The organism is Phenylobacterium sp. (assembly GCF_016793225.1).
Lineage (GTDB): Bacteria > Pseudomonadota > Alphaproteobacteria > Caulobacterales > Caulobacteraceae > Phenylobacterium.
The window spans coordinates 1-7,336 of record NZ_JAEUMN010000144.1 but is presented as its reverse complement, the minus strand read 5'-3'; the positions used below and the strand labels follow the sequence as shown (position 1 = coordinate 7,336).

Below are 7,336 nucleotides of genomic sequence, written 5' to 3'. Positions count from 1 at the left end.
GTGCTCGAGCGGGCGGCCGAGGCGGGCGCCACGGGCGCGGGCTACGTGGCCCTGCGCCTGCCACGCGAGATCAAGGACCTCTTCCGAGAATGGCTCGAAACCGACCATCCCGACCGGGCCCGGCGCGTGATGTCGCTCGTGCGCCAGATGCGCGGCGGCAAGGACTACGACGCCCAGTGGGGCAGCCGGATGAAGGGCCAGGGTCCCGTCGCCGACCTCATGAGCGCCCGCTTCGCCGCCGCGAAGCGGCGCTATGGCCTCGACCAGGGCTGGACCGCCCTCCCCCGCGACCGCTTCCGCATCCCCCCGCAACCCGGCGGCCAGATCGACCTGTTCCGCGGGGAATAGGGCTCGCACTCGGTTCGATATCCGCGATTTCAACCACGAATGAACACGAAGAACACGAATAGGCCCCGGCCTCACGGCGCCCGGACACATTCGTGTCCTTCGTGTCCATTCGTGGTTTCCCCCTCCACACCACCACCCCCACGGCTGTCATCCCGGTTTCGCGAAAGCGAAGACCGGGACCCATACGCGCCCGCGTTCGAGGTCCTGGCGCGGCGGCGCGGCCCGGGGTTTGCCTGAGCCGCGGAGTCCATGGGTCCCGGTCTTCGCCTGCAGCGAAACCGGGATGACAAAAGGGGGAGGACTGTCCGCGTTCTTCCGTGAACCCCTCCACACCACCACCCCCACGGCTGTCATCCCGGTTTCGCGCAGCGAAGACCGGGACCCATACGCGCCCGCGTTCGAGGTCCCGGCGCGGCGGCGCGGCCCGGGGTTTGCCTGAGGCGCGGAGTCCATGGGTCCCGGTCTTCGCCTGCGGCGAAACCGGGATGACAAAAGGGTGGGAGGTCTGTGCGTGTTCTTCCGTGGACCCCTCCACACCACCACCCCACGGCTGTCATCCCGGTTTCGCGAAAGCGAAGACCGGGACCCATACGCGCCCGCGTTCGAGGTCCCGGCGCGGCGGCGCGGCCCGGGGTTTGCCGGAGGCGCGGAGTCTATGGGTCCCGGTCTTCGCCTGCGGCGAAACCGGGACGACAAAAGGAGGAGGTCCTTTCGCGTTCCATCGTGGACCCGTTCACGCCCCATCCCCCACAGCTGTCATCCCGGTTTCGCGCAGCGAAGACCGGGACCCATACGCGCCCGCGTTCGAGGTCCTGGCGCGGCGGCGCGGCCCCGGGGTTTGCCTGAGGCGCGGAGTCTATGGGTCCCGGTCTTCGCCTGCGGCGAAACCGGGATGACAAAACGGGGAGGTCTGTCCGTCTTCTTCCGTGTGCTTCCGTGGACAAACCCTCGCGGCCTGGCCGCCGCCCCCAACGCGAAAAACTTGACTCTGCGCAGAGTCCATGTTCCCGTTCTGTTCCCATGTCGCCCGAGATCGAAGAAGCCGACCTCATGCTCGCCCGCGCCGCGAAGAACGCCTTCGCGCGCGCCGAGCACATGCAGGCCCTCTGCCTGGCGGCCGGGACCGTGGCCGAGGCCGCCGAGGCCTCGCGCGCCTGCGACCGCGCCGAGCGGTCCATGCGCCAGCACCTGCTGATGCTCGAGCGCCAGCAGCGCGCCCGCCGGGCCGAGGCGCGGGAAACCGAGGATGTCGCCCTGCGCCGGCGCGAACGGCGCGCCCACGCACTGCGCGGGGCCATGCGCCGGGTGATCTGCGCCGAGCGCGCCGAGGCGGCCGAGCGGCTGGAGCTTCTGGACGCCCTCGAAGACCTGATCGATCCCGAGACCGGGCCCCGCGACATGGCCGACCGGCCGTTCCAGCCCCAGCTGCTGGAGATCGCCGACACCCTGGGGCTCAGCCGCGAGACCACCGCCGGCTGGGTGGACCTGCCCTGCGCCGACGCCCCCTTCGAGGGCGAGCTGGACGAGGAGTCCGGCGACATCTCCCACCTGCCCGAGGACGAGCGCCGCCGCATCCTCATGCGCCACGGCGTGGTCTTCAACAGCTCCTGACCTCCCGCCGGCGCTCCACGCCGCGCGCCGGACCCGGGCGATGAGCCCTTCCAGACCTCCCTGACGCCACGAGACGCGGCGGACGGCCGGGATCGCCTCCCCGCCGCGCCGCCGCATGTCCGCCTGACCACCCTGAACCCCGGTCGTCCCGGCGAATGCCGGGACCCAGATGGAATGGCTCTGAAGCGCCTTCCAGAAGCTCGGAGTCCTTCCTGTCAGAACCTCGCGGCGTAGATCTGGATCCCGGCATTCGCCGGGACGGTCGGAGGGTAAGGCCCGGCGCTAAGTTCCGTCCGGCGCGGGCCGGGTCTCCCGGCGGTCCAGCTGCACCTGGTGCGGATCGGGGAGCGGGGCTCCGCCGTGGGGCCCCACACACATCAGCGGCTGAACACGCCCACCAGCTCCACGTGCGGCGACCACAGGAACTGGTCCACGGGCAGCACCCGCTCGAGCCGGAAACCGGCGTCGATCAGCGTGCGCGCGTCGCGGGCGAAGGTGGCCGGGTTGCAGGAGACCCCGATGACCCGCGACACGGCCGAGCGGGCCAGCTCCGCCGACTGCTCGGCGGCCCCCGCGCGCGGCGGGTCGAAGACCACGACGTCCGTCTTCTTCAGCTCGTCGGCCAGCACCGGACGCCGCGCCAGGTCGCGGGCCTCGGCGGTGACCCCCTTCAGCCCCGGGGCGGTCGCCAGTCCCGCGATCAGGGCCGCCACCGCCTCTGCGCCGAAGTCCGCCGCATGCACCGGCGCGATCTCGGCCAGCCGGAAGGTGAAGGTGCCGACGCCGCAGTAGAGGTCGGCGATGCGGTGCGCGCCCGCCGCCGCGTCAGCCACGAAGCCGGCCATGGCGGCCTCGGCGCCCGGCGCGGCCTGCAGAAAGGCGCCCGCCGGCAACGCGACCCGCGCCGGTCCGAGCCGCACGGTGGGCTGGCGCGCCATGTACGCCATCTCGCCGGCCAGGGTGACCCGCGCCAGGTCGGCGGCCGCGGCGCGCTCGGCCAGCTGCATGCGGGCGTCCGCGGAGAGGCCGCCGCTCCTGGCCTCCACTCCGGTGATGTCGATGTCCAGGCCGGCGTCGGTCACGGTGACATGCAGCGTCGGCGCCGACTTCGGATGCTCGAACAGCGGCGCGGCCAGCGTCCGGAGCGCGGGGATGGCGGCCTCTATCGCCGGGTCCGCGATCGGGCAGACCCGGATGTCGACCAGGTCCCACGACCGGCGCGCCTTGTAGCCCAGCCGCGCGGCCTCGGCGGTTCCACGGCGCGCGTGCAGGCCGACGCGGCGCCGCTCGCCCGGCCCCGCGGCGAAGGCGGGCAGGATCTCGGTCTCGATGTGCTGCCGCGCCAGGGTCCCCCGCAGGCGCTCGACCTTCCAGGCGAGGTAGGGCTCGCGCGCCCAGTGCTGGAGCGCGCAGCCGCCGCAGGCGAAGAAGTGGGGGCACGGGGGCTCGACGCGGTCGGGACTCGCCTCCAGCACCTGGACCAGCTCGCGCCGCTCGCCGGAGCCCTTCGCCAGCACGCCCTCGCCGGGCAGGCTGAAGGGCACGAAGACGGGGCCGTCGGCGACGCCGTCGCCCTCGCCGCCCACCTGGACGATGCGCAATTCCTCGGGCGGGCCCGGCGGCGGTCGCGGGTCGGGACGGCCCTTGAAGCGGCGTTTCGGCGGTCTCATGGCGCCTCCGGAACGCGGCGTGCGGTTAACTCTGGATGAACGAACATGAACGACTTTCTTAGCGCCCGTTCAGGTTCGCCGGCGCATCTTCGCAACAAGCGCCGCCGTAAGGCGGGCACGAGCATCTGATCGAGGGATACCCAATGAAGACCCGCGTCGCCATCGCCAAGGCCGGAGCCTGCGCCATCGCCGGCGCGATCGCCCTCGCCTCCGGAGCCGCCCAGGCCCAGTCCTATCCCGCGGCCGGACCCGGCTCGCCGGGCTACAACTACGACCCCTGCCGCCGCGACGCCAACCAGCGCGGGACGGCCGGCGCCCTGATCGGCGGCGGCATGGGCGCGGTGATCGGCTCGAACGCCGCCGCGCGCAACGCGCGCACCGAGGGCGCCCTCCTGGGCGGCCTGCTGGGCGCGATCGCGGGCGGAGTCATCGGCAACAAGACCGCCGCCTGCACGTCCTCCACGCGCTACACCTCGACGGCGTCGGCGCCCCCGCCTCCGCCGCCGCCCGCGCCCGCGCCCGCCTACTACGAGCGCGACGCCTACGCAGACCGGGCCGACCGCGACGCCCGCGAGGACGCCTGGGTCGACGAGCGCCGCCCGCTGGCCAGTGACCGCGGGCCCGACGCCGAGAGCTGCACGCTCGCGGAAAGCCCCATCTACATGCCTGACGGCCGCACCCAGACCCGCTTCGTCCGCGTCTGCCGCGACGCGAGCGGAAAATACGCCGTCGTCGACTGATCAGGTTCCAGGCCAGTAACCCTGGGGCCGCGCCTGCGTATCGGGCCGGCCCCGCTTCTTTCCAGGGTCACCGCCGCGCCCAGAGCAGGTGCTCCCGAGCGCCCTCCCCGCCCGCGATGGGACTGTCGGCCGTCGCCTGAACCGTCCAGCCGGCGCCGCCCAGGAACGCGGAGACGCCGGCCAGCGCCGCGGCATGGGCCTCCGGATCGGTGACCAGGCCGCCCTTCCCCACCCGACCGGGCCCCACTTCGAATTGCGGCTTCACGAGTGCGACGAGATCCGCGCCCGGCCCCGCCAGCGCCAGCGCGGCCGGCAGCGCCTTGGCCAGCGAGATGAAGCTGATGTCGGCGACGATCAGGCCCGGGGCCTGGTCGATCGTGTCGGGCGTCAGGCGCCGCGCGTCCGTGGCCTCCAGGTTCACGACGCGCGCGTCGGCGGCCACCCGCGGGTGCAGCTGACCCCGGCCGACGTCCACGGCGTAGACCCGCGCCGCGCCGCGGGCGAGGCAGACCTCAGTGAAGCCGCCGGTGGATGCGCCCACGTCCAGGACGACGCGGCCCTCCACGGCGATCGGCCAGACATCGACGCATGCGCCAGCTTCAGCGCGCCGCGGCCGACCCAGGGATGGGCCGCCTTCGCCTCGACCACCGCATCGTCGGCGATCAGGTCCGAGGCCTTGGCGATCGCCCGGCCGTCGGCGGTGACCTGGCCGGCCTCGATCGCCGCGCGGGCCTTGGCGCGGCTCTCGAAGAGCCCCCGCGCGACCAGCAGGAGGTCGGCGCGGGTCTTCAGGCGCCGGTGTCCTGGAAGAGCTTCTTCAGCTCGCTCTTGAGGATCTTGCCGTTGGCGTTGCGCGGCAGGACCTCGTTCCAGAACCGCACCTCGACCGGCACCTTGAAGGCGGCCAGTCGGCCGGCCACGTGGGCACGGAGTTCATCCTCGGTGGCGTGCGCGCCCGGCTTCAGCGTGACCACCGCCGCGGGCTCCTCGCCGAGGGTCCGGTGCGGCCGCGCCACCACGGCGGCGTCCATGACCGCGGGATGGTCGTAGAGGACGTTCTCCACCTCGACGCAGTAGATGTTCTCGCCGCCCCGGATCAGCATGTCCTTGGCCCGGTCGATGATGAAGCAGAAGCCCTCCTCGTCGATCCGCGCCAGGTCGCCCGTCCGCACCCAGCCGTCCACGAACGTCTGCGCCGTCGCCTCGGGCTTGTTCCAGTAGAGCCGGCAGTTCATCGGACCGAACGACCAGAGCTCGCCCACCTCGTTCGGGCCAAGCACCGTCCGGCCGTCCGCCGGATCGCGGATCTCGATCCTGGCCACCGCGGCGGCCGGGCCGCAGCTGTCGGGGCGGTGGAGGTAGTCCTCGGCGCCGTTCGAGGTCACGGTCGCGCAGGTCTCGGTCATCCCCCAGCCCTGGCCCGGCTGGGACTTCGGGAACACCTCGGCGAGGCGCTTGACGAGCTCGGGCGCGGACGGGGCGCCGCCGTACGAGACGCTCTCCAGCGAGGAGAGGTCATAGTTGGCCCGCGCCGGGTGCTCGATGAGCTGCCAGGCGATGGTCGGCACGCCGCCGGCCAGCATGATCCGCTCGCGCTCGATCAGCTCGAAGGCGCGGATGACGTCCCACTTGTGCATCATCACCAGCTTGCCGCCGGAGAAGAGCGTGGGGTTGAGCACCGCGAAGCAGCCGGTGACGTGGAAGAACGGCACGCTGAGCAGGGCCGAGCGCTGCGGCGCCGCGGGATCCGGCTGGGGCGGCGCCTCGCCCTTGCGCAGGAAGCTGCGGGCCGAGGCGGCGGCGGCCGTCAGGATGTTGCAGTTCACCGCCCGCTGCGTCGCGAGCGCGCCCTTCGGCTTCCCGGTCGTGCCCGACGTGTAGAAGATGGTGGCGTCGTCCTCCGGCCCCACCTCGGCGGGCGGAAGCGCCTGGTCAGGCAGGCTCCCCCACGCCTCTGCGCCGCCGAGGACCGCCTCGAGCTTGGTCACATAGGGGTGGGCCAGTTCCTCGTCCCGCGTGCGGCTGACGTAGACACGCCGCAGATCGGGGCAGTTGGGCAGGTGCTCGACGAGGCGCTCGTAGCGCTCGTAGTCCATCACCGCGACCTTCGTGCCCGAGTCGGTCAGGCCGTACTCCAGCTCGGCCCCCGTCCACCATGCGTTCAGCGGCGTCACGATCGCGCCGAGGCTAGCGGCCGCGTAGAAGGCCACGACCCACTCGGGCAGATTGCGCATGATGATGGCGACGCGGTCGCCCTTGGCCACGCCCTGCGCCTGCAGCTCGCGCGAGAAGGCCGAAACGGCGCGGTAGAACGCCTCGTACGAGACGCGCTCGTCCTCATAGACCAGGAAAACGCGCTCCCCGTGGGCGCGGCTGGCCTCGACGACGGCGCGCAGCGAGGGCGGCAGGTTCTTCCACACCTTGGTGCGTACGCCGCGGATCTCGATCTCATCGATCTCCAGGGGAGAGCCCGGCGCGCCCAGCAAGGCGTGCGCCTGGGCGATCGACATGGCGGGCCAGGCGGCCGGCGACGGGGCCTCGGACATCTACGCATCTCCCTTGTGGCGCAAGGTAACGCCCGCGCCTGACGGCGGGTGATCAAGCACAACGTCACGGGCGAGGCAAACGGACCCGGCGGCCCCGGCGCCGGCGGGCCGTGCCAAGGCGATCCGAGGCCGTTGACGGCGCCGGCGCCAGGCGATACTTGCGACTAATTCGCAATTTCATTCGAGACAGATCCCTTGACCGCGCCACGCCTCCTCCCCCTCGCCCTGGCCTTCGCTGGGGCCGCCGCCGGCTACGCCCAGGCGGCCGACGAGGCCGACGCCGGGCGCATCCTGGAGGAGCTGGTGGTCACCGCCGACCGCGGCTTCGCGGCCCGGACCGTGCAGGTGGGCGCCTTCCGCAATGCGCGGGTGATCGACACGCCGCTGACGGTCAACGTGATCTCCCGCGACGTCCTGGACG

Annotated in this window: 5 protein-coding genes and 2 pseudogenes; 4 read left to right on the top strand and 3 right to left on the bottom strand. The window is 72.5% G+C overall.

All coding sequences use genetic code 11. The annotated features are described in order from the left end of the window. Positions 1 to 348 (top strand): annotated as a pseudogene (locus JNK30_RS16825) (radical SAM protein); the annotation flags it as partial. A gap of 1,020 nt (positions 349 to 1,368) precedes the next feature. After that, positions 1,369 to 1,959: a hypothetical protein gene (locus JNK30_RS16820; protein ID WP_293483923.1), complete on the top strand. Its 591-nt coding sequence runs from the start codon at positions 1,369 to 1,371 to the stop codon at positions 1,957 to 1,959. A gap of 377 nt (positions 1,960 to 2,336) precedes the next feature. On the opposite strand, the gene JNK30_RS16815 is transcribed toward JNK30_RS16820, so the two are convergent. Then, positions 2,337 to 3,629, bottom strand: a complete 1,293-nt coding sequence (locus JNK30_RS16815) for a class I SAM-dependent RNA methyltransferase (protein WP_293483922.1) — start codon at positions 3,627 to 3,629, stop codon at positions 2,337 to 2,339. Positions 3,630 to 3,772: 143 nt separating this feature from the next. On the opposite strand from JNK30_RS16815, the gene JNK30_RS16810 reads away from it, so the two are divergent. Further along, entirely contained in the window at positions 3,773 to 4,369 is a 597-nt protein-coding gene (locus JNK30_RS16810; RefSeq protein WP_293483920.1) for a glycine zipper 2TM domain-containing protein, read from the top strand. A gap of 67 nt (positions 4,370 to 4,436) precedes the next feature. On the opposite strand, the pseudogene JNK30_RS16805 reads toward JNK30_RS16810, so the two are convergent. Beyond that, a pseudogene (locus JNK30_RS16805) lies at positions 4,437 to 5,161 on the bottom strand (TlyA family RNA methyltransferase). Beyond that, a complete protein-coding gene (locus tag JNK30_RS16800; protein WP_293483919.1) occupies positions 5,158 to 6,915 on the bottom strand; it encodes a class I adenylate-forming enzyme family protein in 1,758 nt (585 codons plus the stop codon). Before JNK30_RS16800 ends, JNK30_RS16805 begins: the two are co-directional and overlap by 4 nt. A gap of 195 nt (positions 6,916 to 7,110) precedes the next feature. Here JNK30_RS16800 and JNK30_RS16795 point away from each other — a divergent pair. Beyond that, the coding region (locus JNK30_RS16795) for a hypothetical protein (protein WP_293483917.1) at positions 7,111 to 7,336 on the top strand (226 nt) is incomplete at its 3' end.